The sequence below is a fragment of the Hassallia byssoidea VB512170 genome (genome assembly GCF_000817785.2).
GTDB lineage: Bacteria > Cyanobacteriota > Cyanobacteriia > Cyanobacteriales > Nostocaceae > Hassallia > Hassallia carrinoi.
The window spans coordinates 1-25059 of the sequence record NZ_JTCM02000098.1; the positions used below are offsets into that span (position 1 = coordinate 1).

Consider the following 25059-nt stretch of genomic DNA (forward strand, 5'->3'; position numbering starts at 1 on the left):
AGAAAAAGATGCGATCGCGCAGCCAGATACTGAGATATCACGTTGAGATTTATGCCAGGAACCAGACTTGAACTGGTGACACGAGGATTTTCAGTCCTCTGCTCTACCAACTGAGCTATCCCGGCGCGGCGTTTGCTTGCCACGATTATTAATATTAGCAAACTAATAAGGGTTCGTCAACTACCTGAAGCAAAGAAAAATTTATGCCGCTTTCATAGTCAACTTCACCCAGCTAAAAACAGCTACGAATACGATAAACTGCACAAGAACAATACTTGGACCAGAAGCAAAGTTGAAAAGACCCGATATGATTATGCCCGCGATGCTGGTGGTGGAGCCGAAAATAACTGACATTACCAGAAAGCGGCTAAAGTTATGACTTATTAGTTTCGCAATCGAGGCGGGAATTACTAAAAAGGCATTTACCAGTAAAACGCCGACGGCTTTAATCGCCACAGCAACCGCTAATGACAGCAATACTACAAATGCGTAGCGATACAATTGTACTGGAATGCCTTGAATTTGTGCCACGGCGGGGTTAAGGGTCAACAAAATTTGCTGCCGCAGGCTTGAAAGTAAGAATATGCTACTTAAGACAAGCACTAACAGTGTCAAAATTAAATCTGTGGTATTGATGGCGAGAATATCGCCGAACAGCACACTCATTAAGTTGCCGCGATATCCTTGAATCAGGCTAGTGAGAATTACGCCGATTGCTAATGCTCCAGACAAGACAATACTAAGAACGCTATCGCTACCTAAATCGGTTTTGTCAATCAAGTAGAGGACAACAACCCCAAAAACTAAAGTAAACGGTAGTAGCATCCAAGTGGGGTTTAACTGTAACAACACACCTAACGCTACTCCTACCAAAGCAGCATGACCAACAGCATGGCTGAAAAAAGATAAGGAACGCAAGGTGACAAAACTACCTAAAACACCGCCAAGTATTCCCATTAAAACAGCACCAGCGATCGCACGTTGCATAAAGGGAAATTCTAACAACGTCACCAAGTCATTACCATTAGTGACAGCTAGCCAACTTAACAGACAATCATCGCTAAAATACATTAGTAATTTCTGATACTTTTTAATAGTTATACTGGAAGTATATAATTTTTCGACTCATAAAGTAATTGCACTTTAATTTTTCATGCTATGTCAGCCAAAAATACTGTTGCTTATACTGTCACTAATTCTCTTTCAAATACAGAAGATATACACAACGACCCAAAAGACGAGATAGATGGTGATAATAATGTGCAACCCCTACAAGAATGGCTTCTCAGTAGCGATAAAGCCCAACGCATGGCAGAATTTTTTAGCTTTTTAGGGGATGCTAATCGCTTGCGAATTCTCTCTGTTTTAGCCAAAGAAGAACTTTGTGTCAGCGATTTAGCCGCATTATTAGAAATGAGTGAATCTGCTGTTTCTCATCAATTGCGAAACTTACGGGCAATGCGCTTAGTCAGTTATCGCAAACAAGGTCGCAATGTCTTCTATCAACTTCACGACAGCCATGTTTTCCATCTTTACCAAGCTGTTGCAGAACACCTTGACGAGAAGGATGAAGGATAAATCACACTTCATACTTCATCCTTGATATTTCATCCTTTAGTTGTGGTGATGGTGGTAGCGACTGAAAAGAGGACTGTATGTTGCTAACAGATTTTCTGGTGATAAAGCAATTTCTGGCTTTCCAGTACAAACAATAGTTTGATTGAGACAAAGAACGCGATCGCAATGTCGGCTTACCATATCAATATCATGAGAAATCTGTAACACCGTCCAACCCTCTTCCTGCTTTAATTCATTCAACAAAGCATAAAAATCCGCCGCACCTTGCACATCAACCCCAGCAAAAGCTTCATCTAATACCAACAGTCTCCTTGGTATCACCAAGCAATAAGCTAGCAACACTCGCTTTAATTGACCACCGCTAAGAGTCCCAATAGCTTGATTCCGCACATGGTAAGCATCAGTTCGTCGCAAAGCTTCTATTACTGCTACTGATTTTTCCTGATTTTGTCTCCTCAGCCTATAAAAAAATGACTTTTCTCCCCTGTCCACGGACACGTTCCTCACTCCTCCACCCCCGCACGGAAGTGTCCTCCCCCTGTCCCCCCTGTCCCCCTTGTCCCCTTTCTTCACCCATCCCAAACCTACCAATTCACTAACAGAAATCGGAAAACTGCGATCAAATATGAAATTTTGCGGCATATAACCCAACTGATGACGTAAATGCCCTAGTCTTGTAATTGGGCGACCAAATATTTCAATTGTCCCACTACTGCGCGGAATCAAATCTAAAACCGCTTGTACTAAAGTACTTTTACCCGCACCATTGGGACCAACTATGGCTGTATTTGTTTGTGGTAATAATTCAAAAGAAACATCTCTCACGGCAGTTGTTTTGCCTTGGTATACAGTTAATCCCTCTACTTTTAAAATGGGGAATGTCACTTCTTGGTCACTGGTCATTGCGAATTGGTAATTGGTAATTGAGTAAGAACAAACAAAGAATAAATCATTAATTTAAACATCCAATTTATTTGCAAGCAGTTTCTAAAGTTTGCAAGTTAGCTTTCATTGCTTCAAAATAATATTGCGGATCTGTTTTACCCGTCTCCAAAGAATCTAGCGGACGTAAAGTCAAATTCAAATCTTTGGAAAGGCTAGTTAGCAATTTGTTATCTACTCCCGGTTCGCTAAACAAAGCTTTAACTTTATACTTTTTTACTGCATTAACTGCATTTTGCACATCTGCTGGTGCAAGTTGATCTTCAGGAATTTCTACCACAGCAAGCTGCTTCAATTTATAGCGTTCTGCTAGATATGGATATGCATCATGAAAGGTGACAAAGGTACAGTTAGGAGTCTTTTGTAAAGTCTGTTCAAATTCGTTATTTAAACTTTCTAATTGTTTGATATAATTAGCTGCATTCGCTTCATAAGTAGCCTTATTTGCGGGGTCAGCAGCAATTAAACCATCTCGAATATTGACAACTTGCTGTTTAGCTAAAACTGGATCTAACCAGACGTGGGGGTTTCCCTCAGCGTGTTCGTGTTCTTCTTTCGCGGTTTTTTCTACGGGAGAAATTTCATTTAAGGGTTTAATATTAATGCTGGCATCAATTTGAGTTAATTTAGCATTTTGGGCATTTTTTACTGTATTTTCGAGAAATTCTTCTAAACCCAAGCCGTTTTTTACCAATACATTTGCAGTCGCGATCGCTTTCACGTTATTCGGTGTAGCCTGGTATTCATGCACCTCTGTACCCGGAGGCACTAATATTTCTACATCTGCTACATCTCCAGTCACCGCTTTGGTAAATATATACATCGGTAGAAACGTTGTCACTACCTTAGTTTTGCCTGTTCTCGAAGATGCTGGTCTAGATGCAGCCTCTTGTACTTTCGGTGACTGTTCCGGATTTGTTGCCTGATTCGTGTTCGCTTGGCTACATCCGACAACTGTTAACAGTAATAAAGCAACTAATCTTTTTGTTTTATTTACTACACGAGTCTGGAGCACTATTTTCTCCCCTTAAGATGCTTGCGTATTGACAATGAGACTTATTCTATCTCAAAATGAGAATAATAATTCTCATTATCGGTATGTTTGCAATATATTTAGAAGAGCGATCGCTCCGCCAAAGCCAACTCTTGGAGACGCACCGAAGCGCTAGCGCTTCGGTGCAGGGTACGGCTAACGCACCAGAATATGCTATATTTTTGCAATAGTATGATGCCGTTTTTCCTCTAGCTTTACTTAATTAGTCATAAGTTCTAGATTTTTCTTCTTAAAAAATCTGCTAATTCCTGATAAATTAATTGAGAAGACTTGTTAATAAAATAAGCTGTCATAGAAAGGCAGTAGTAGGTGTGAGGAGAAAAATGAAAACAGTATGGAAGTCTTTGTTGGCTAGTCCAGCAGTGTTCGGAACGATGCTATTTGTTGGTTCTGGGGCTTTTGCTGGAGAAACTTTAACCACTTGGGAAATAACTGAACCGCTAGTGACTGAAAGTAACACCGAAGACCAAAAAATGTCGCAAGTGAACTCAGTTTCTCAACTATCGGACGTGAAACCTACAGACTGGGCATTCCAAGCATTACAATCGTTGGTAGAACGATATGGCTGTATTGCCGGATACCCGAATGGCACATATCGCGGTAATCGGGCGATGACAAGATATGAGTTTGCCGCAGGTTTGAATGCTTGTTTAGATCGAGTTAACGAACTAATCGCTACAGCTACAACTGATTTGGTAACAAAAGAAGATTTAGCCACATTGCAAAGGCTGCGAGAACAATTTAGTGCGGAATTGGCTACGCTGCGCGGTCGTGTGGATGCAGTGGAAGTAAAAGCTGCTGAGTTGGAAGCGAATCAATTTTCTACTACAACTAAACTGACTGGCGAAGTTGTCGCTGTAGTCAGCGATGTCTTGGGTGGAAGAAGAGTTAATGATGAAGACATTGTAGAGGAAAATACAACACTAGGGGCGCGAGCGCGTGTAGAATTTACCACCAGCTTTACAGGCAAAGATGAACTTTTCACCAGAATCCAGACTAATAATATTGTCAGCCCTAACCTTCGCACACCAGAGGGTAGCCTGTTTTTTGGTGAGACTAGTGAAGATGCTAGCAATGATGCTTTAATTGATGCATTGTATTACAAATTCCCCCTTGGCGAAAAGACACAGGTGATTGTTCTTGCCAATGCGGGTGCGGCAGATGATATTACTAATACCATTAATATCTTTGATGGGGATGGTGGATCTGGTGCTTTATCCAGCTTTGGTGTGCGTAACCCAATTTATTACCATCTGGATGGTGCGGGGTTGGGAATAAATCAAGAGTTCGGTGATAAATTATCACTTTCGTTAGGATATTTGGGGACTACAGCTAATGACCCCACCTCAGATAATGGCTTGTTCAATGGACCTTATGGGGCTTTGGCACAGCTTACATTTAAACCAAGCGATCGCTTTACTATTGGTTTTACTTACATTAATTCCTACAATGAAGAATTGGGTACTGGTAGCAATCGGGCAAATCCGATATCCTTCCTTGGATCTCAACTTGTCCCTCCTCCTTCTGTTACTGGAGAACCGGGCGAAGTGAATGTGCCATTTGCTAGTAATTCCTACGGTATAGAAGCATCCTTAGGTCTGAGCGATAAATTTGTTTTAGGTGGTTGGGTAGGCTACACTAACGCACGTAACCTATCCACAGAAGGAGGATTAGTTGACCGGGGAGAACTTGATATTTGGAACTGGGCTGTAACTTTGGGATTCCCAGACCTGGGTAAAAAAGGCAACTTAGCTGGCATCATCTTTGGGATGGAACCAAAAGTAACAAGTTCTAGCATTAATGAAATCTCTAGAGACAGAGATACTTCCTATCACATTGAAGCTTTCTACCAATATCAAGTCAGCGATAATATCTCGATCACTCCAGGAGTAATTTGGTTAACAGCGCCAGATCATAACAACAATAACGATGATGTTGTAATTGGTGCCTTGAGAACTACCTTCAGCTTCTAAACTGAACTTCCCCCAGCGCAAATGTAGTAAGCAAGGCTTTAAGCCTTGCTTTACAATGAATATAGCCGTTCATACCTAAAATACTGTACCCCTGCAATAACCCTTCGCCTTATGTGGACAGCCTTGTTTTGTAGATCCACAGGTCCCCACGAATATTTTTTTATGAAGGCTGTCCACATTTGTCTAGGGAAGACCTCGCCCATGTAAGCGAAAAATTGGGGGTCAACGCCTTAAGGAAAGCTTCGCACGCCCTTTTGACAAGAAAACTACAAAGCAATACTTATAACTATATGCGCCCAAAATCAGGATTACCAAAAAGAAAAGCTTTAAAAAGAAAACCTATTTTTGAGTATGGATTCAAAGACAATCCAAATATAAAGATGTATGTAAATCCTACACTGATTCAATCAGATAAAACTGAAGGTTATATAAAGGTTATTTCATTATTTTCTGGATGTGGTGGTCTTGATTTGGGTTTTTTAGGAGGTTTTACTTTTCTCAACAAAAAATATCAAGCTCTCCCATATAGAATTGTGCGTGCCTACGATATTGACGAAAAGGCTACTCAAACTTATGCATTAAATCTCTCAAATGATGTAACTACAGTAGACCTTACTAATATAGATATACGCTCGTTGTCTCCTGCAAATATTCTTCTTGGTGGATTTCCCTGCCAAGATTTTTCGTCATGCGGTCACAAAAAAGGATTTCAAGGGACTAGAGGTGAATTATATACTGTGATGAAAGATTATATGAATATACATAAACCGGAAATTGTAGTAGGAGAAAATGTACCTTTTTTAGAGAAACTTGAAAATGGAATGTTTTTAAGGCATATCATAAAGGAATTTGAATCTGTTGGGTATATGTTTAAAGTTTGGAATATTTATTGTCCGGATTTTGGATTACCTCAAAGTCGAACCAGATTATTTTTAATTGGTGTTCGTTCCGATATTAAATCATTTCCAAAACCTCCAACTCCAGAATTATTTTTTCAGTATGTTTCAATTGATAAAGCCATAGGAGATATTGTAGAAATTACTGATGAAAGCATAACTAATCAAACCCAATACTTTGTAGCTACAAAAGCTACAAAAGGAGCGGGTCAAGGCGATCATAAATCTAAACAAGGAGAAATTGCTTACACGGTAAGGGCAAATACAAAAGCAAGAGTTCACTTTCATTATTCCTTAGACCGCCGATTAACAGTTAGAGAATGTGCAAGGCTTCAATCATTTCCTGATGAGTTTATCTTCCCTCATTCGGCAAGTCAAAATCTAATTGAAATCGGAAATGCTGTACCACCAATAATTGGACATTTAATAGCCAAACAGATTTATGAATTTATCAATATAAATCTAAGTTTGATGAAAGAACATGCTATCTAATGATAACAATAATAGATATTTAGATATACTTTTAGAGCCTATTAAACTATGCTCACAGTATAAACCTAAGTTTGGCACATCCAATAAAGATGGAACTACATTATTAGAATTTAAGAATTTATATGCTTTAGATCCTTTATATCGTTGGATAGGATTTGATTCTGATTTAATGTACGCTGCACATAAAGCAGCTGGAGGAATAACTTCTGTTTATAGACAGTTAGGCATTGGTTGTGAAAGGCTTATTCGTTACTATTATCTCAGATCAGTTAGATCTAAATAAAAAACAAGTAATTTGGGGATACGAAATTCAAAAAGATGATGGTTCAACTGCCAAACTAACACTCGATGCAAAAATTTCTGTAGATGATTTAAAAAATAGCTATCATCGGGATACGATAAACGAATGGTTGAGACTATCATCTATCAAACTGGGGCTTGAGACAAAGCGTTCCCAAAATCTAGTTGGTGCTGTATTTGAAATACGTCAAGGATACAAAAGCGCAGATTCAAAGAGGCAAAATGGAGATCTTCTTAATGCCATTAGAGCTTATAATAAAAATCTTCTTCCAGTGATGATGGTATTATCTTCTCAGATTAATGCCGTAGTCTTAAAACGATATCAAACAGCTCAATTATTAGTTTTAGTTGGAATTTTAAATGACGACCCAACAATCAGTACTTATGCCTTTTGCGAGAAAATTTTAAATTACTCGCTTGAGGATTTTTTTAGAAACAACTCAAGTGTTATAAGTGAAGAAATAAATAATATTTTGGAATCACTTTTAAATCCCTAATTATTCATCTTAAAAGGCTTGTTCTTTTAAGTGAACATTAGATAATTATTAATTCATTGTACAGCAAGGCTTTAAGCATTATATAGTACATTTGCACTAAATTCAGTTCAGTTTAAGCTGCAATAAGGCGGAATTTCCAAAGCGCATGAGATAGCAACTTCAAAACGCAGTCGTTGAAAAAAAAAGACCAGCCTCCCACAGCCGGTCTTGAAAATGTTTTAACGTTGTCTTCTCAAAAGAGTTAATCCCAATTGCGCGTTCCCAAAACTTCACGAGCAATCTTTCTTTACAATATTGTAGCAGTCAACACACTTTTTTTATTGCGATTTAATAAAAAAAGATAAGAAAAAATACAATCAGCCTCTGTCTTTAAGAATAGTTCAATGGATATAGGGGGAGTGGGGGACTCGTTGGAGACAAGGAGACAAGGAGACAAGGAGACAAGGGGGACAGGGGGAGGACACCGCGAGTGCGGGGGTGGAGGAGTGAGGAACGTGTCCGTGGACAAGGGGGACAAAAAGATAATTCTTACCGATTACCGATTACCGATTACCGATTACCGATTACCCATTGACTAATTGCGGTTGTCCCCAAAGGATGCGCTCTTGTTTGTAAATGGCAATTCCTGGTTTGGCTCCTTTCGGTTTGTAAACATACTTTGGCTCAGTGTACACTACTGGCGCTTGATCTGTTTGACGAGCGCGACTATAATATACAGCAAGATTGGCGGTAAATTGCAAATCTGCTTCTTCTGGCACCGCACCGGGTTCTAAACGCAGTAGAACATGGCTACCGGGAATTTCTTGAGCATGAAACCACAAATCATAATCGCCGGCTACACGAAAGGTTAAATAATCATTTTGGCGATTGTTGCGACCGATTAAGACTTCAAAGCCGCTGGGAGTGCGGTAACGATGAAAGTTAGTGCTAGCCGTTTCATTAGAAGTGCGGTTGCGGTATTCTGGATCTTCTAGATACTTTTGTCCAATCAGTTCGTCGCGGATTTCGTCTAAAGCTTCTAAATCTTCTGCCGTTTGGTACTTGTCTATTTGCGCGATCGCATCTTCTACTTGTTCTAAATATTCAATTTCACCATTCACTTCTGCCAGCAACGGTTCTACAGCACTTTTGACGCGCTTGAGTTTTTGATGCTGTTTGTAAAGGCTTTGGGCATTTTGCACTGCATTTTTATCGGGTTGAAGTGCGATCGCTACAGGTTTACCATTCTCAAAGTCTGCCAGGGTAATTTCCTTCATCCCCGGTTCCCATTCTTGCAGATGCGCCATCAACAAATCAGCTTTTTGACGATATTCGTCAGCTTGTTCTGATTGTTGCAAGCGTTTTTTAAATGTATCAGCCTTCAGGCGTAATTTTGCCAAAATATTATTTAGCTTTTGGGTCAACTGATGCCGCAGTTGAGAAAATACCTGTTTATTTAACTCGTCTGTATAATAGCGGTAAAGTAATTCTTGGATATCTTTAGCTGGTGTAACTCCACCCCAACCGATTACAGTGTATCCATTATTTCTCCAAGCTGGGTGAAACTTTTGTGACTCCAAAGCTTGCAGCCATTCTTGCCAGCGTTGAAATAATCTTTGCCAATCGTCGGGTTGCAGGGTATCGGTTGCTGCTTCTGGATCTAACGAAGCTGCCTGTAACATAGTATCTAACAGTGCTGCACTCAAACCGCTATAACTTTTGAGTAACTGACGCTTGATCGCTCCTGGTACTAAGCTTACTCGTTCTTGCCAGCGTTGTTGAGATTCGCTCAAACTGGGGATAGTATTAGTAAGTTTGGGTGGAGTTTCGTAAGTTTGTCCGGTTTGAATCGGACGGACGGTAGATTGTTGCTGACTAACTTGATGGGCAGCGGTGATAATTTCATTGTTAGCATCGGTAAGGATGACGTTGCTGTATTTGCCCATGATTTCCGCGTACAGGTGATATAAAGCGGTTTCACCTGGACGACGAGCAAATTGTAAATTAATCACCCGTTCCCAAGGTGCGATCGCTTCAATTGCTACCAGCGCTAAACCACCCAATTGATGTACTAATTGTTGGCTAAATGTAAATGTATCAGGTTTTCTTGGTGGCGGATCGCCGATACAAATATGAGCCGCTTGAGGATGCCAAGAAATCTCTAGCCAACCCCGCTGTTTTAAAGTGCGTAATGCCACAGCAATAGTATAGCGATCGCGCTGATGAACTTGCTCTAGCCTTGATGGTAGCCAGTTAGCGCGGATTTCGCTACTTGCAGCTGTGAGAGTGGTAAAGTCAACTGGTTGCAAAGCGATTAATTATTGACATTCAAATGTTGGCGATCGCTATGCTTCTATTTTTATATAGTGAAAGCATAGCAGACCTCAACTATCATAGCGGTTACGCCGACATCAATTGCTGGATGCGCTCTGGCTCCTCTCCCAGCCAATCTGGATTTTGGGCAGTACCGTCGAAAACTGATGAGGTTTTGAAAGGCTCAAACTCACCGCTTGATGCTGCTTCTGCCGTTTTTGCTAAAAGAATACGCACTTGCTCATCGTTCATTGGCTGAAATGTCCGCACGGCTTCAAACGCTTGATCGAGAATATCCATGCTGTCAATTCCCGCAATTACAACCGATGTAGGTAGATTCAGCGCATAGTGTAGACACTCGATTGGCGTTACAGTATTTGAGCGTAAAAGAATACCGTTTGCCATGCTTTTCATCCCCAGAACCCCGATGTTTTGTTTCACCAGTTCTGGCAGAACCAGCTTGGCAAAGCTCCGGTAATGTGCATCCATCACATTGAGCGGCATCTGAGCCGTATCAAATTTAAATCCGTAACTGGCTGCAACTTCCAGCATATGCAAATGAATATGAGGGTCTTTGTGTCCGGTAAAGCCAATGTATCGGAGTTTACCAGCTTTTTGCGCTTCAATAAAGGCAACATTCGCCCCTTCTTCGTCGAAAACTCGATGCGGATCTTCGTAGCGGATAATTTCGTGGTGCTGAACCAGATCAATGCAATCAACTTGCAAGCGTTGGAGAGATTCGTCTATCTGTCTTGCGGCTTCTTTCTTGGAGCGACCGTCGATTTTCGTCATCAGGAATACTTTGTCTCGGTAGCCATCCCGCAGCGCTTTCCCCATGCGAATCTCGCTCTCACCACCGTTGTAATCCCAACAGTTATCCATAAAGGTGATGCCACGATCAATCGCTGTGCGAATAATCCGGATACCTAGTTCTTCATCAACGTGCTTTAAGGCAATGTGCCAACCACCCAACCCGATCGCAGAAACCTGCTGTCCTGTACTACCAAGAACTCGGTATAGCATTTCTGAATTTGACGTATTTCCTGACATTTTTTCTCCTAATCAGCGCTCATAAATTCCAACTACCCGTGCCTGCTCAATGATATGATCGGCGATCGCATTAAGAAGTTGCTCGCGGTTTAAGCTTGGTTTGAGGTCAAGTTCTTTGTCTAATGCGTACAGCCAGAAATAGTAATGATGGATTCCATGTCCTGGTGGTGGAGCAGGTCCAGTATACCCAGGCTTGTCAGAACTGTTTATGCCTTCAGTGAATTTGCTACCACCTGCTTCAGCAAGCTGACTAACGGTTGGTGGAATGCCGTAAATTATCCAATGAGTAAACCCCTGAGGTAGCGGTGCATCTGGGTCATGGCAAATTAATGCCAGTTGTTGCGTTCCCGACGGCAGTCCGCTCCATTCTAATGGGGGTGAGATGTTTTCACCGTCACTAGTGTAGCGTTTGGGGATACGTTCGAGGGGAGTAAATGCAGAGCTGACAATCCGCAGATCTTTGATGTTCAGCGCCATGATAAATTTCCTGATTGATGCAACAAACTAAGTCAGCAGCCACAGCAGCGGTGTCTCAGCGTCCATATTGATAGTGATTTTATTTACTGTTTAAAACATCGTCCAATAGATATAAGTGAGTGCGATCGCTTAAATAACAGTCAACCCCTGCGGGGAATTCAAAATTCAAAATTCAAAATTCAAAAAAGGTTAACCAACTCAGCACTACTGCCAATGGAAGTGCGGATACAAAGTGTCAATAAAGCGATCGCGCTTGAAGAAAAGGAGTGCGATCGCCTTATATCAAGTTCGGATAATTAATTATGATTCCCACACTTATTGCACCCCACCCCGCCAAAGCTACGCTTCGTCTCCCCTCCCCGCTTGCGGGGAGGGGATTAAGGGGTGGGGTTCTTCGGGTTTAATAAGTAATAGTTAAGTTGATAAAGATGCGATCGCAATCGGCTTTTTGCGAGAAGGACGCTTGCGCTCTGATTTTTTCTTCAGTCCCACCGCTTGAGCTTGATCGCTATCTGACCCATATTGCCCGCGCACGACTTCTTTCATAGCTAATACAGCATTATGAAATTCCCATTCTGCTAATCGGGCAGCATCACCAGCAGCACGATATAAAGCTAGTTTCTCGGTTTCGGCTTGTTGAGAAATCAACATCGCCTGATAAACTTGCTGTAAGTTTGCAGTAGAGGCATTAGCACGAGTTGTGTTGTACGTGCTAACCGTTTGCAAACCGTGTAATGAGTCAATATCTTGACTAATGGTTTGAGGGCGCAAACGGCGTGTAATATCTTGGATAGTCATAGATGTATACAGTGGTATAGTATACATTTAATGTACCCATTGCCACTAAAAAACTATCAGTAAGGTAAAGTTTTTAAATCGGGCAAGCTTTTGCAATGCATCGACTTGCATTGTTAATGCATCGGCTTGCATTGTTAATGCATCGACTTGCATTGTTAATGCATCGGCTTGCATTGTTAATGCATCGACTTGCATTGTTAATGCATCGACTTGCATTGTTAATGCATCGACTTGCATTGTTAATGCATCGGCTTGCATTGTTAATGCATCGGCTTGCATTGTTAATGCATCGACTTGCACTCACAGTTGAACCAGTTTTAAACCACAACGAGCATTAAAATTTCTAACACTCCAAAGCTGAAGTGTCATTATTGGGAATACAATCATAAAATTATGCAATTTTGTTAGTAGAGACTGCACTAGAAAATAGTGGAGGTTAAAACAATGGATGAGCGCGATCGCTACTTACGAATCGCTCTGGTTATTACTGGGATAGCTTTTCTACTTATCTATCCGCTGACTAAGGTCTGGGCATCAGGCTGGTTATGGCAACCAGGTCAGCACGAATACGAACAGATGATCATTGGTGTTTATGCGACGCTTGGTGTCTTTTTGCTGTTAGCTTCAAGGCAACCAGAAGCTCACCTCAGTTTAATCTGGTTCACCGTCACATCAAGTGTAGTCCACGGGCTGATCATGGCGGTACATGCAGTAATTGACCCTCTTGAACATGGACACCTGTTTGGTGATGTTCCAGCATTGTTCTTGGTGGCAATTGTCCTTGGTATTTTAGCGCCGCGCAGAGTGGTGTCAAGTACATGAACGGGCGTAGAATGTCTGTGTATTTCCCGCAATTGAAGAGATAAGCTGCTCTCGATCTATCTAATAAGAGTTACAGCGTTGCTGCTATACGAATATGAATTTGCCTCACGCAGAGTCGCAGAGAGTAAGAGTTGAGAATACTTAATTTTTGAATTTCATATCCTAATTCAGCAACGCTTGAATTTGAGTATGAAATTTAAAAATATACTATTTGCTCATTCCTGATACAAATGATTTGTGAATGCATCGACTTGCATTCACAATGCAAGTCGATGCATTTAAATAACAGGGCAATGCAAATACTGATCCACTTGATGCTTTAGTGTTTAGAGGAGCGGGTGAACTTGTTCAGAGATATTAATTGGCTCTTTAGCGCGAATTGCTAGGCGCGATCGCATCTCTGATAAACTGCAAATGATTGAATAGTGCATAACACATCAATTAATGCGTTGGCTAGCAAATACCGCAGGCATCGCCAAAAAACTGAAGCAGCTAAAATAGCGATCGCAGCTCTAAAACCTTGGGGCTAAGAACTGCGATAAAAAAACGCATAAATCTACCATAAGATAGATTCATGCGTGAAATTATTGACAAATTGGTTGTTTTATACAGTTTGTTTTTGACGCTTAGTTTTCAAAGCTAAAGCGATCGCTCCTAAAGTTAAACCTAAAGTCGCACTTGGTTCGGGAACGCTAGTACTATCAGTAGTGGTAACTGCTTTAATTTGATAAGCAAGATTGGAGTTTTTAGGTACTGTAGTGCCCCAGTTCATTATCGAGTCTCCGGTTAGCGTGAAAGAACCCTTGACACCAGCAATTCTGAGATAATCCAAATCTTGTGATGACTTCTCAGCAAACGAAGAACCATTAATAGACTTACCATTAAGCAGTAGGTTATCAAGCTTAATGCTACTACCAACCGTAGCAGATCTAGTCCGAAGGAAGAGGTCTGTGAAGGGATTTTTTGCTGTATAAGTTAATGTATTAGCACCAACAGTGTAGCTTACCAGCTTTGAAAGAGCATTATAGGCGAGGGTGAAAGACTCTGCTTTGCCATTTACCCATTGAAAGTCCTTTTGAGAGTGAACTGTAAACCCAGTATTATCCTCAATAGTGTGGATATCAAGTTCGTAGTCACCATTACTTTTATTATTGCCAAATCTGCCTTCAGCAACAAACGCATCGTCTTTGAGAATTTTATTGTAATCCTGATCTGACGACAAATGGCTTAAAGTAAAAGCGCTAGCAGTAGAAGGCAACATTAATAGCCCTGCAACTGTAGCTGATAGCATTAACAAAGGCTTTTTTATATTTTTCATTTCTAGTTTCAATTTTTTATTTGCTATTTGCGGATTCTGATAACTTTGGAAAATGCACGCATTAATTTTCATGCCGAAGTTAGTCTCTTTGTCTGTTATTACAAGTTAAACCCCAGGCATCAAGATTCGCTACAAAAAGTATTTGATTTTACGAAAATTTCAATCGTAGATAAACTCTTTTTATTTCCTCGAAAAAATACTGATAACTGATTGATTTTTAATACTTATTTCGTAGTAAGGGCTTCAGCCCTCATAACTTCAGTTTTAACAGCTTCAGCCGTTACTACCTTATATATAAATAAAGCAGGTAAGTAATTTCCACTAATTAAACGAATCGTGGAAATTACTCACCTGCTTTGAAATATTTAAAATAGATGATTTCCTTAATGGTGACTGAGGACTAGGAAAAGAAAATTATTGCTTAGTTCCGAGTTCCCCACTCACCATTATCTGTTACCCAACAGAATTATTTAGCAACCAAAACTGGTTTTTTTGCTTTTGACTGCACTAATTCAGCTGTTGACTGCACTAATTCTTTAACTGGTTGTTTTGCTTTTGACTGCACTAATTCGGCTGTTGAATTCACTAATTCTTTTGCTGTTGACTGCACTAATTCGGCTGTTGACTGCACTAGTTCCATTGCTGTTGCCGCTACTGGCTGTGGCTGCAACAGTTCGGTGTAAAGTTCACTTAGCTGAGTTGCGACACCATCCCAACTAAACTTGCTTTCAACGCGCTTTCTACCACCTTTGCCTAATTTTCGTGCCCATTCTGGATTGAGTAGAATTCGGTCAATTGCAGCTGCAAAAGCATCTACGTCTTGTGGTGGTGCTAATAAACCAGTTTCTTCAGGAACCACAGTATATTGCAATCCACCGACATCACTAGCGACTACTGGTGTACTGCAAGCCATCGCTTCAATCGCTACCAGTCCAAACGGTTCGTAGTGACTGGGAACTACAGAAACATCAGCAGCTGCGTAGTAAGTTGGCAGAATTTCTTGACTGAGGCGACCGGGGAAAGTGGTAATATCGCTAATTCCCAATTCTTTGACAATGCTTTCGATGCGATCGCGTTCGATGCCGTCGCTTTGACCGGGTACGCTACCACCACCGATAATTAGTTGCAAGTTTTCCTGTCCTTTCAACTTTGACTGTGCGACTGCACGCACTAAGGTTTCTATACCTTTGCGGGGGTCAAAACGTCCCACATACATTACAACTTTAGCGTCACTTGCTATTCCCAACTCGGCTCTAGCTGCTTCTCTATCAATGCGACCAAATTGACGAATGTCTGTACCGCAGGGAATAATATCGATATTACCTTCCAAAGAAACGAATTCGCGCATGTGTTCTTTTTCTTGCGGACTCGTCGCGACAATTCTTTCGGCTGTTTCTAAAACTTGTTTTTCTACTATTAACCGCTGACTAGCAATCAGAGGAATATTTTCTATCGTGTTATATTTAACTGCTCCCAAAGAGTGGTAGGTATGAACTTGCTTGCTTCCTTGAATTTTTTTCAACTGCATTCCTACCCAGCTAGACAGCCAGTAGTTTGTGTGAATTAAGTCATATTTAAAGCCGTTTTCTGCTTGGAACTGAAGAAAATTATCTATAAATTCTGGCAAATATTCAAAAAGATCATCACGCGGTACAAACTCAAGTTCACCTGCTTGTAAACGAATTGTTCGACAATTTTCGCTATGTTGCACAATCGTTTCTTGCTTCGCACTTACCTTGCGGGTAAACATATCAACTTGCCATCCTAGCTGACCGAGTGCTTCACCCACATTCCGCACGTAAACATTCTGTCCTCCAGCTTCTTCTTTTCCAATTTCAATCGCAGGGTCTCCGTGGACTGAAATTAAGGCGATGCGTCGTTGAGTAGTAGAGTTCATGATTTGTGTGTTGTGTTGCTGATTTAAAAAAGGTTTAGGTAGTTCCAAGCTTGCGCCTAGCTCTTTGTTCGCAGTTCGTCAATAAACTTTACGTGTTGTTATCTTAATTTAATCTGTCACATATTTTTACACATCTACTCGTAGAAATATTCTTTTCGGTTAGGTATTTATATTTAATTTATTTATATGTAAGTTGCAATATTTTTATCTAAGAACATTCATAAAATAACCTTAATTACTTCCAAAATATTACGCAAATTAACTTATATAAATCATTAATTCATACAGCTTTCGGCAACTTTTCCCAATGAAAAGATGCCAATTACTTATATGTCTAAATACTTCCAAATAAGTCATTTACACCGAATTATTCACGTTCATAAAAAGTGTAAGTTAAGGGCTAATTTCTCTATGAGTCAAACAATGCCCTTAATACAGGTTTTTTGTGGATAACTCTGTGGTTGAAGTTCAAGTTTGAAAATATACTATATTGACACTAAGAACAAGTTTGTGTTCTCTGATACTTTCTAAAAAAGAAAAATAAATTCTACCTAAAGTAGTAATAGTTGGTGTTACCGAGGATGAATCAATGTTGAAAACTCACTCTCGTGCGATCGCTTAAAAAATCTATCTCCAGTTGAACTATTGTATTTTTATATACATTTTTTTCGTTTTTTCTACGAGTATGTTAGTACTCTGCTCAAATATTAAGTTAAGAGCATCTACTTCTATGTAGTTATGCCTGAGCAAAAAGTAATCCCTTTGGTACAGAAGACTTTGGATCATCGCTTTTACAAACAGCGCACACGAAGCGCAGATTGAAAACATTCATCGATTTTCGGTGTTTTCTGTTGGCGATCGCCGCGCTTTATGGCAACATGAAGCGGTAAAATATGCCTATGCAATTAGAATTTATTCCTGTTGAAGAGTTTTACTTCGCCCTTACTCTGGCGGTTCGGACTCTGGATGATTTAGAAAAACCTGGTTTAGTCGCGCAAGTGCGATCGCATTTTCAGACTCAATACGGTCAACCCTCGACCGTCGCTTCTGGCAAACAGAATACTTTTAATTATGTATTTCGCGTCCTAGACGTAGACAACAGTCCTTCACCGATGCTTATCGTCTCAATTTCTGACTACCAAGACAAGCTACGTCTAGCTAGCGATTATGGCTGGATGTTAGACGCACAACGCAAGCCAATTCGCACAGATAATTTTAGCCAGAGAGAGCAGTTTGCTCAACAGTTGCGATCGCATTTACAACAATCGCTGCAACTACCCCTTAGCTAAGTTAAACAATAATTGACAATTAAAAATTAAAAATCAATTTAAATTGATTTTTAATTTTTAATTTATCTGCGACATGAATTAATTTGTCGCTTGTGCAGCTAGCATTTCCTTGAGCTTTTCTAGTTCAGATGCCCAACGCGGATCTGGACGAACCGCATCAGAGTCATTGGTGTTGCTGCTGCTGGTTTCGCGAGAACCACCACCACCGCGACGAGGCTTTTTAGAGCTTTTATCGCGACGGCTGCTTTTTCCTTCGGTGTTAGGAACAGGGTTTCCAGCGTTGCTAGTAGTAACTGGTTTGGGAACTGCTTGCTGTGGCTGCTGCTGGTCTTCATTTTCCTCACCTTTAGTGCGAGGTAATGCCTTCTCTAACTTAATCGCAGTGTCTTTGAACGTCCGACCATTATATTTTTCAATAATTTGGTCTGCGTGTTCGTCGTCGTTTACTGTCAGAAAACCGAAGCCACGGCATTTGCCTGTTTTCCGGTCTTTGATTAATTTAGTGGTGACAGCCTCACCTTCTTCAGCAAAAACTGCTTGCAGTTCTTGACGGTCTATTTCTTCTTTCGGCAAATTACCTATGTATAGGCGAACGGACATGAACTATACCTCCGGAGTTAAATGAACTATCGATTGGGCAAGAAAACAATCCCTTGGTTTTGGCTTTTATATAGATGCTTTTGATCAAAACTGCCATAAACCAATTTTTTACTCTAAACTGTCAACCTATACAATACAGTTTTTCGTCAGGATCAAATTGTTTAATAGTCAAGCGCGACAACGCTCTTTTACACCTTAATTCTAAGATTTGTAAATTTAACGGCACACTGCCTACCACAAAAAACTTTTTCTATGCCCTTGTTCGGGATAATCAAACGCCATTCTTTACATTACCACGGTATTTTCTACGTAGCCAGTTCCACGCTAACATTTCCGACAGTAGCATGATTGCATCGTAGCATAAAATACACATTTTCTCGCTTTTGTTTGTGTTTGAGAAATAAAAACCACGAACATTGGCTGGTTGATTTGTTGCTGTGTTGTCAGCATACAACAAGATAGATTGGTTCAAGCAGACAAAACTAAACCTTAAGCTTGCAAGCTCAGTTATGTCAGTTGCCATTTTTGTAAAGAAATGTAACATTTATGAAAAGAATCTGCAACTTTTGTTTACATTCTGTTGACTGTGGATGGTGGATAGTGGTTAGTGGATGATGGATGGTTGGAGCGTGGATGATGGATGGTTGGAGCGTGGATGGTGGGAGCGTCGATAACTGTTGACTTTTGACTTTTGACTGTTAACCGTCAACGCTCCAACGCTCCAACTCTCAACTTTCAACTATCAACTCTCAACTCTTAACTCTCAACTATCCCCTAACTAATAACAACTACCCCTTTAAAAGGATGTACCCACCCCAAGCTAGTGTTGCAACTGCCAAAACCATAGACCAAAGAAGATGAAGACTATTAATAGTTTGACCGTTTTGAGTTTGTAAGCTTTGGATGTCGATCCAAGGAGTTGCACCTCGACGAAACCAACCTGTGACAGTAATTTGGCGACCAATCCAGTCTTGGGGATTGACTAACTGTACCAGCCCAGAAATATGATGTAATTTCACTAAACCAGTGTTGGTTTGTAAAATTAAGTCTTGTTCTAGGGAGTTGCTAGTGCCGCGACGACCTAATAACTTACCGACAAGACGCACTCTGATACTATCGATAGGAAGGGCTGATGGATTGGCTAACAAATTGGGCAGGCGATCGCCCGCATGTACGGTGGTGCTAGCATCAGGTAGAAAACTTTGCAGTATCGAAGGTTTCATATCTGCATCGGGAAAGAAATAAAGAATCCGCATGACAGTACCGATGCTAATGCCAATAAGTACACAACCTGTAACGAATGACCAATCGTCGTATATCCACTTCAAATTCAACAACTTGAATGCGAATGTTATTTGCCAGATTAGGCATAAAAGACCAGCAAACATCAAACCAAAAGGAATTCCTAAAAAAGGCGCGATTTGTAAAATAAAAGAATGACGCTTGATTTTTAAGGGTTGTTGATTGGTGAGATATAGTTCTAGGTCTAAATGCCAATGGCGAGCTATTTCACAAAGGCGTTGGATGCGATCGCCAATTATGGGGTGACTATTGTTAATTGTAAACCATCGCCGATAAGGATTGAGACTATCCCACATTAAAAATGATTCAAAAGGAATTTGACCAGCAATACTACCTAAACAAACACTCTGTTGGTAACTGACTGGTGCTAAGATATTCAGACTTTCGATTTGCCAAGAAGTGTGTTCTTGTTTTTCGATATCTGTTGCAATGCCAATAGAAATTTTTAGGAAAGCGCGAACCAAAGCATTTGGATTACCGGTGATTTCCGCAGCTAGGCGATCGCTATAATAAAGCCGCAACTTAGATAACCATAAAGCCGTGCCAGTCAGCAAACACCAAATTCCATAAGCCAGACTAGATATTACTACTCCCGGTAGATGCAAAATTTTGTTTGGTATATTATCTGTCCACTGGGAAACTTGTTGATATACTTGATAAATCGGCAGCGTCACCAGCAACACCAAAGACATCACCGCACAATCCCCGTGAGTAATATGCGCCAACTCACAAGCGTAGATTGTGGCGATTTCATCATCTGCTAGTTGCTCTAATAACCCAAGACTTACTACAATTCGAGCAGTGCGGGGTAAATGACCGTAACTCAGGGCAATTGGTGCAGCGATCGGTAAAATACTTAATTTGGGCGATCGCCAGCGTCGCTGTTGACAGTAGCGTTGCAGCAGTCGCACCGCTTCGCGACTGTGAACATTTAAGCTTTCTTTTGGCAACTCTCGCCGACCATAAAAGTTAGCCAGCAGCCAATCTAACAACCAAGGCGATGCTACAATCAGAATCCCCAAGACTATCAGCAGAAATTGAGTTGGATCTCGATAAAAAAGCTGTAATGGCTGCAAGCGGATATTGTATAAAATATTATTGCTCCAATTCATCAGCAGCTTGAGAATTGCCCGCATCACCCAAAATAGAGCAACGAATGTACCTGCACTCAGCAGCCGTAAAGGTAGTAAATTTGACTTGTGCCTGGGTTGCCATACTTTTGCGCGTCCAGCGTGTCGCCAATACATTTGTGTATTTTTGGCGAGTCGATTCGCTGGTGGTAAAAAGTTATCTGATTCGTTGCTGGGATTATTAATTTTGACTACTACTTGTGTTACCGACGAATTTAAGGGATTGACTGCGGGAGGTTCTGGGCGATAATTATCGCCAGAATTTTTCAAGGGGACAAATCCAGATTCAGATTTTTTTGATTCTTTATCAGATTTTTTCGGTTTTGTCAATTCTTTGAGGGCGCGGTCTGCCCACTGCTTAACTTGAGGATTGTTAATCTCTGTAAGAGTTTGACACAGGGCGATCGCTTTCGAGTTATCGCCGCTGCGTGCATAAGCCATCACCAACCCTACTTTAGCTTGCAATACAGCAACCTTTCGAGCATCAGTATTGCTAGCAATCGGTTCAAGTTGAGCGATCGCATTTTTATAATCCCCTTGTTTTAGGGCAACTAAACCAGCCTCCAAAGACGATTCGGCATGTGAAGGCATACAAATTCCTGGACTCCAATTGTGAACTTATACCTCATAAATCATCCGCGTCCGCAATCATCCGCAACCAGTGAATTATCCTTCCACTGGTTGACTGGAAAACACCGGGGCTACTGCGCTCAATTTCAATTCTGGATGGTCTTGTTCTAATTGCTGACAATTCCATTCATTGCGGAACAGCAACACAGGGCGATCCATGCTGTCTTTGACTGTAGTGGTGTTGAATAAACGTCCCACCTTATTCAAAGGTTCCCAACCACCCTCAACCCAACGAGCGACGCTGTAGGGTAATAATTCTAGCTGGGTTTCCACGCCATATTCATTTTGCAAGCGAAACTGTACCACCTCGAATTGCAACTGACCTACTGCCGCCAAAATTGGATCGCGTTTGGCTTCATCAGTTGAGTACATAATTTGTACTGCACCTTCTTCGCGCAATTCGGAAATACCTTTTTGAAATTGCTTGAATTTGGAGGGGTTGGGATTTCTGAGAATCGCGAATAATTCTGGCGAGAAATAGGGGATACCTTCATACTCCAACTTCTGCCCAACGTAAATTGTATCGCCGATCGCAAAAACACCAGGATTATTTAAACCAATAACATCGCCTGCATAAGCTACATCAATCGATTCCCGTTCTTGAGCGAATAATTTTTGCGGACGAGATAGACGGATAATTTTACCAGTGCGGGCGTGATTCACCGTCATGTCTTTTTCAAATTTGCCCGTACAGACGCGGATAAATGCCACGCGATCGCGATGTTTCGGGTCCATGTTAGCCTGAAGTTTGAAAACAAATCCAGAAAACTCCGGATAAGTAGGCGGAACTTCGCCAACGCTGCTATTATGGACACCTGGCTTGAGGGCGTAGTCGAGGAAGTATTTGAGGAATAACTCTACCCCAAAGTTGGTCATAGCGCTACCGAAAAACACGGGTGTCATTTTTCCTTGATGCACCAACTCTAAATCAAGTTCCGGTCCGACTCCATCAAGAAGTTCTAAATCGTTTTTCAGTTGAAAGTAAAGGTCTTGTTCTAGAAGTTCTTCTATTTTCGCATCGCCTAAATCAACTATTGTATTCCGCGCTTCGCGACTACCGTGGGCACTGCGTTCAAACAAATGGATTTGCTGTTTATCTCGGTCGAATACACCTTTAAAGCGATCGCCCATCCCAATGGGCCAGTTTACCGCATAAGTTTGCAAGCCTAATTCTTGCTCAATTTCATCCAACAATTCTAGAGGTTCTCTTCCTGGGCGATCCAGTTTATTCACAAATGTAAAAATCGGAATACCCCGCATTTTACATACTTCAAACAACTTTCGTGTTTGCGGTTCCAAACCTTTCGCCGCGTCAATCAACATCACCGCGTTATCAGCCGCAGCTAAAGTCCTGTAAGTATCTTCACTGAAATCTTGGTGTCCAGGAGTATCTAATAAATTAATTTGGCAATGCTGATATTCAAACTGCAACACCGTAGAAGTAATCGAAATACCTCTTTGTTGTTCCATTGCCATCCAGTCAGAAGTCGCTTTGCGCTGTGCCCTGCGTGCTTTGACCGCTCCAGCTTCGTGAATTGCACCTCCGTACAAAAGTAGCTTTTCTGTCAGCGTAGTTTTACCTGCGTCAGGGTGAGAAATAATTGCAAAATTGCGACGTTGTTTAACAGCTTGATTCAGTTCGGATTGAAGTTCAGTAGACATAATTGATATGCGATTACCTTGTAACTTAACTTAACTTAATTTTTTCCAACTTTAGCGAGTCTTTTAATCTTAAGACAACGAAGCTCGTGATAGGGTCGATAGGGTAAGTTAAAACTTGATTTAATCGGAGATACCGAATGTACGACACGGATAAGCGAAAGCTTCTATCAGCACTGTGTCATGGAGCGATCTTTTTTAGTACGGCATTTGTATCTGTTGGTGTACCTATTGCCATGCTATTCGTCAGCGATGACCCCGTTGTGAAAGAAAATGCCAAAGAAGCCATTAATTTTCACTTTAATGTCTGGCTTTATGGTGCAATTATTACAGTGTTGATTGTTGTCACCTTGGGGTTGCTACTTCCATTAGCATGGTTAGGGTATCTCCTACATTGGGGACTAACAATTTGGGCACTTGCCACTGTTTTAAGCGATCCTGATAAACCGTTTCGTTATCCCTTCATTTTCCGGGTTTTTTAGCACAAATTGGCTAGTAATAAATGCCTAAACATTTACTACTAGCCAGCGATCGTTAATTAATTTGATAATTTTTTTCTTATCCATCATCAAGATGGGAAATAAGCTGTAAAATATAAAATTGCCCCACAACCTCATAAGTTAGTAGGGCAGAGGACAGTTAAGCACTTATAGTAGTTTGTCTGACATGTGCTAAATTTTGCCCTAACTTTGTGACGCTTTGTTTTGTGTCCATTAGACAAGGGAAGTGCTTTTGGCGTAGGGACAATTCATGAATTGTCCCTACAAAGGGATTGTAGAGACGTAAAGCGCGGAACGTCTCTAGAATAGCAAAAGATTAGACAGTGTTTGTTTTATTCATAATGGGTGAATAACGCCGTCAGTTAAACGCGATTATGAAAACAAGCAATCAACTTTTGGGAAAATTATTGTAACTGGTTGAAGTCATAACCATCAAAAATTCTTTGTATCGTAATTTTAAGAGGTTTTCAGATGGCTACTGACTACATTTTATTTATTCATGGAGTGAATACTCGCGATCGCCGAGAGGAACCTACCTACGCCAAGCAATTAATTGGACACATCAACAGGTTAATTGGCGACTCTTACAACCTCAAACCAATACCTTTGTATTGGGGTGATGTGAACATTCAATCAGAACAAGACCTAATGTCCAAGGTCGCACATGCTGACGGTTGTTGGCATCAACTATGGTTTAAAAATACACGCCAAAATGCAATTCTTCACTTTATGGGTGATGCGGCATTGTATATCAGCCGCAGTGTCGGATCTAAAATTGTGGAAGCGCTGAGGATACAGATAGAACAAGGATTGGAAAGCGCGAGTAAAGGCGATCGCTTACATCTAGTTACCCACAGTTGGGGAACATTCATCCTTTTTGATATACTATTCGCAGCCCGTTGGAATGACACCACTATCCCCGGTCATGAAAGCGCGATGGCAATTCGCCGCTGCTTTGATGGATTAGAACCGAACCCAGAAGAAGGTATTCGCCTCGTCAGCATTCACACAATGGCATCACCGATCGCTATCTTCAGTTTACTGGATATAGTCAAAGGCGAAAATCAAGCTTTGATGCCAGAATTAACAGAAAACCAAGCAGAACAACGCGCCAGTCACGATATTACACCAAAGTTAAAACAACTAGTAGCCAATCTCAGTCAAAAAGAAGATAGCAACAAACTACCTTGGCGAAACTACCTTCACCCAGCAGATCCTGTAGCTTGGCCCCTCGATCCTTTAATCTACAGTTTAGTCGATGGATTAAAGCAAGACATTGAAATTAAAGATATCATCAGCAAGTTAACTTTTGTCGAATCCTTAATGCAACCTTTCAGTCACACAGCCTTACCGATGTTATTGTACGGCGGTCAGGCTCACGACAGCTATCTTGATAGCGTGCAAGTAGCGCAAGAGATAGTTCTGACAATTCAACAGACAGCGAATAGGGCATAGGGCATGGGGCATTTTTAATTTGGGTCAAAGGGTAAAGGAAAAAAGGGGAAAGGGGGATGGAGTCATATAAAATCAGTCGAAGAGAAGTGAAAATATTTCAACATTTTC

Annotated in this window: 24 protein-coding genes and 1 tRNA gene; 11 read left to right on the forward strand and 14 right to left on the reverse strand. The window is 41.0% G+C overall.

The window, feature by feature from the left end; all coding sequences use genetic code 11:
* Positions 1-52: 52 nt before the first annotated feature.
* Together PI95_RS27555 and PI95_RS27560 are read right to left on the reverse strand one after the other, a co-directional pair.
* Positions 53-125, reverse strand: a tRNA-Phe gene (locus PI95_RS27555).
* Positions 126-201: 76 nt separating this feature from the next.
* Positions 202-1071, reverse strand: a complete 870-nt coding sequence (locus tag PI95_RS27560) for a metal ABC transporter permease (protein WP_039748277.1) — start codon at positions 1069-1071, stop codon at positions 202-204.
* A 237-nt stretch (positions 1072-1308) separates the two neighbouring features.
* Between PI95_RS27560 and PI95_RS36260 the strand changes: the two genes are divergently transcribed.
* Entirely contained in the window at positions 1309-1578 is a 270-nt protein-coding gene (locus tag PI95_RS36260; RefSeq protein ID WP_236117217.1) for an ArsR/SmtB family transcription factor, read from the forward strand.
* Between the two features lie 36 nt (positions 1579-1614).
* On the opposite strand, the gene PI95_RS27570 is transcribed toward PI95_RS36260, so the two are convergent.
* Positions 1615-2481, reverse strand: coding sequence for a metal ABC transporter ATP-binding protein (locus PI95_RS27570; protein ID WP_039748276.1), 867 nt, complete (start codon positions 2479-2481; stop codon positions 1615-1617).
* Positions 2482-2548: 67 nt separating this feature from the next.
* Entirely contained in the window at positions 2549-3484 is a 936-nt protein-coding gene (locus PI95_RS27575; RefSeq protein ID WP_201280630.1) for a metal ABC transporter substrate-binding protein, read from the reverse strand.
* A 107-nt stretch (positions 3485-3591) separates the two neighbouring features.
* Here PI95_RS27575 and PI95_RS27580 point away from each other — a divergent pair, with 107 nt between their 5' ends.
* From PI95_RS27580 to PI95_RS27605, 6 genes are all read left to right on the forward strand, one after another.
* Positions 3592-3744, forward strand: a complete 153-nt coding sequence (locus tag PI95_RS27580) for a hypothetical protein (protein WP_163519246.1) — start codon at positions 3592-3594, stop codon at positions 3742-3744.
* 153 nt (positions 3745-3897) lie between these two features.
* Positions 3898-5547, forward strand: a complete 1650-nt coding sequence (locus PI95_RS27585) for an iron uptake porin (RefSeq protein WP_039748272.1) — start codon at positions 3898-3900, stop codon at positions 5545-5547.
* 254 nt (positions 5548-5801) lie between these two features.
* A complete protein-coding gene (locus PI95_RS27590) occupies positions 5802-6935 on the forward strand; it encodes a DNA cytosine methyltransferase (protein WP_163519247.1) in 1134 nt (377 codons plus the stop codon).
* On the forward strand, positions 6925-7218 hold the full coding sequence (locus PI95_RS27595; protein WP_163519248.1) for a hypothetical protein: 294 nt from the start codon (positions 6925-6927) through the stop codon (positions 7216-7218). Before PI95_RS27590 ends, PI95_RS27595 begins: the two co-directional genes overlap by 11 nt.
* On the forward strand, positions 7169-7732 hold the full coding sequence (locus tag PI95_RS27600) for a hypothetical protein (protein WP_052325252.1): 564 nt from the start codon (positions 7169-7171) through the stop codon (positions 7730-7732). Before PI95_RS27595 ends, PI95_RS27600 begins: the two co-directional genes overlap by 50 nt.
* A 383-nt stretch (positions 7733-8115) precedes the next feature.
* Complete coding sequence (locus tag PI95_RS27605) at positions 8116-8310, forward strand: hypothetical protein (RefSeq protein WP_039748271.1); 195 nt, start codon at positions 8116-8118, stop codon at positions 8308-8310.
* Here the strand turns inward: PI95_RS27605 and PI95_RS27610 are convergent.
* From PI95_RS27610 to PI95_RS35370, 5 genes are all read right to left on the reverse strand, one after another.
* Positions 8296-10020, reverse strand: a complete 1725-nt coding sequence (locus tag PI95_RS27610) for an Rqc2 family fibronectin-binding protein (RefSeq protein WP_039748270.1) — start codon at positions 10018-10020, stop codon at positions 8296-8298. The genes PI95_RS27605 and PI95_RS27610 overlap by 15 nt on opposite strands.
* Before the next feature lie 91 nt (positions 10021-10111).
* Positions 10112-11074: an aldo/keto reductase gene (locus PI95_RS27615; protein ID WP_039748268.1), complete on the reverse strand. Its 963-nt coding sequence runs from the start codon at positions 11072-11074 to the stop codon at positions 10112-10114.
* Positions 11075-11086: 12 nt separating this feature from the next.
* Positions 11087-11551: a YbhB/YbcL family Raf kinase inhibitor-like protein gene (locus PI95_RS27620; protein ID WP_039748267.1), complete on the reverse strand. Its 465-nt coding sequence runs from the start codon at positions 11549-11551 to the stop codon at positions 11087-11089.
* Positions 11552-11965: 414 nt separating this feature from the next.
* Positions 11966-12349, reverse strand: a complete 384-nt coding sequence (locus tag PI95_RS27625) for a hypothetical protein (RefSeq protein ID WP_039748265.1) — start codon at positions 12347-12349, stop codon at positions 11966-11968.
* A 45-nt stretch (positions 12350-12394) separates the two neighbouring features.
* Entirely contained in the window at positions 12395-12649 is a 255-nt protein-coding gene (locus PI95_RS35370; RefSeq protein ID WP_336507626.1) for a hypothetical protein, read from the reverse strand.
* Between the two features lie 129 nt (positions 12650-12778).
* On the opposite strand from PI95_RS35370, the gene PI95_RS27635 reads away from it, so the two are divergent.
* Positions 12779-13171 (forward strand): DUF6632 domain-containing protein, encoded by a 393-nt coding sequence (locus tag PI95_RS27635; RefSeq protein ID WP_336507627.1) that lies wholly within the window; start codon positions 12779-12781, stop codon positions 13169-13171.
* 604 nt (positions 13172-13775) lie between these two features.
* Here the strand turns inward: PI95_RS27635 and PI95_RS27640 are convergent.
* Together PI95_RS27640 and PI95_RS27645 are read right to left on the reverse strand one after the other, a co-directional pair.
* Complete coding sequence (locus PI95_RS27640; RefSeq protein ID WP_163519249.1) at positions 13776-14489, reverse strand: choice-of-anchor W domain-containing protein; 714 nt, start codon at positions 14487-14489, stop codon at positions 13776-13778.
* 466 nt (positions 14490-14955) lie between these two features.
* Positions 14956-16386 carry a glycosyltransferase family 4 protein gene (locus PI95_RS27645; protein WP_163519250.1) on the reverse strand — a complete coding sequence of 477 codons (1431 nt, stop codon included), beginning with the start codon at positions 16384-16386 and terminating at the stop codon, positions 14956-14958.
* An 899-nt stretch (positions 16387-17285) separates the two neighbouring features.
* Between PI95_RS27645 and PI95_RS27650 the strand changes: the two genes are divergently transcribed.
* Positions 17286-17675: a hypothetical protein gene (locus tag PI95_RS27650; RefSeq protein ID WP_201280632.1), complete on the forward strand. Its 390-nt coding sequence runs from the start codon at positions 17286-17288 to the stop codon at positions 17673-17675.
* A gap of 78 nt (positions 17676-17753) precedes the next feature.
* Here the strand turns inward: PI95_RS27650 and PI95_RS27655 are convergent, their stop codons facing one another.
* From PI95_RS27655 to PI95_RS27665, 3 genes are all read right to left on the reverse strand, one after another.
* Complete coding sequence (locus PI95_RS27655; RefSeq protein ID WP_039748261.1) at positions 17754-18275, reverse strand: RNA recognition motif domain-containing protein; 522 nt, start codon at positions 18273-18275, stop codon at positions 17754-17756.
* Between the two features lie 788 nt (positions 18276-19063).
* Positions 19064-21298, reverse strand: coding sequence for a M48 family metallopeptidase (locus PI95_RS27660; RefSeq protein ID WP_039748259.1), 2235 nt, complete (start codon positions 21296-21298; stop codon positions 19064-19066).
* 75 nt (positions 21299-21373) lie between these two features.
* Positions 21374-22999 (reverse strand): peptide chain release factor 3, encoded by a 1626-nt coding sequence (locus PI95_RS27665; protein ID WP_039748258.1) that lies wholly within the window; start codon positions 22997-22999, stop codon positions 21374-21376.
* A 137-nt stretch (positions 23000-23136) separates the two neighbouring features.
* On the opposite strand from PI95_RS27665, the gene PI95_RS27670 reads away from it, so the two are divergent.
* A complete protein-coding gene (locus PI95_RS27670; protein WP_039748257.1) occupies positions 23137-23478 on the forward strand; it encodes a DUF4870 domain-containing protein in 342 nt (113 codons plus the stop codon).
* Positions 23479-23967: 489 nt separating this feature from the next.
* Entirely contained in the window at positions 23968-24951 is a 984-nt protein-coding gene (locus PI95_RS27675) for a hypothetical protein (protein ID WP_039748256.1), read from the forward strand.
* The last annotated feature ends 108 nt before the right edge of the window (positions 24952-25059 follow it).